The sequence below is a fragment of the bacterium genome (genome assembly GCA_040755795.1).
Classification (GTDB): domain Bacteria; phylum UBA9089; class CG2-30-40-21; order CG2-30-40-21; family SBAY01; genus JBFLXS01.
Window position 1 is genome coordinate 1 of record JBFLXS010000759.1, and the last position, 1,046, is coordinate 1,046.

Sequence of the window (1,046 nt, forward strand, 5' to 3'; positions counted from 1 at the left end):
TGGTTTTAAGTAAAAGTACCAATTAAAATATTTTTGTTTATTAAGTTTTGATAAACCTCGATGTAATCTATAATGTTCTTTAAGACGGCTGAAGTAACCTTCCAAAGCATTTGTTGAGCGAGGTATCTTTGAGCTATCTAGATAATGAAACAAGTTTGGGAGAGCTTTGAGTAACATGCTACGTGCACGAATGATATCACTAAATACACGACCACGATTAGTTGAAGTTTTTATTTCCATGCCAAATCTTCTTTCCCAAGCATTAACACCTTTTAGAAAACGAAGAGCGTCTTGTTTGGTTTGTATGTTTGTTAGTCTTAAAAACAAATCTCTAAGCTCCTTGGCTTCAATTCGTTTAGGGTTACGACGACACCAGCTTAATCCTTGACGTTGAACGTGAATAATACATCGTTGCAAGGTTAACTCTGGCCAGACTTCTCTTAAATACTTGATTTGCTGAGTATTTCCATCAGTTGTTGCACTCTCAGGCATTAAGCCAATTTCTGCTAAATGTTTATAGAACAGCAACAATTCTTTTCCTCCCTCGCGAATATTATATGCAACATCAACAAGAGTGTTGGTTTCTGCATTTAGTGCAACATAAATACATCTAGGGCGATCCATGAATGTCCCGTCAAAGATTATGTGCTTTATGCTTGAATAATCAACTTCGATTTTCGGAGGTCTCTGATTAAGCCAATACTGTATTACTCGTTTTGCTGTCGAATGACTTACTCTATTCATTAGTGCTAATTCTCTTACACTATAACCTTCTTCGATCCATTGCTTGAACCAATTGTAGTGATAAGAGTTTTTTCTTTTCCCTAAACGCCAGATATAACTTCTATGACAACTGAAACAGTAATAACGTTGTCTTCCTTGAAGGCTCTTGCCATTGCGTTTTACTTCAGCGGAAAAACAAAAAACACAGTGTTTTTTTTCATCATTCTCACTTGTTTTAAGTTTGTTACCCCTAACTTAATATCAAAGAACATCTTATAGCTATTTTAGCAACTCTTTTTGACCATTATACCCGAAATGACAAA

1 protein-coding gene is annotated in these 1,046 nt (G+C 35.4%); it reads right to left on the reverse strand.

The window, feature by feature from the left end:
- Positions 1–744 (reverse strand): hypothetical protein (locus tag AB1414_21470; protein MEW6609981.1); only part of this gene is annotated, 744 nt, incomplete at its 3' end.
- Positions 745–1,046: the final 302 nt, after the last annotated feature.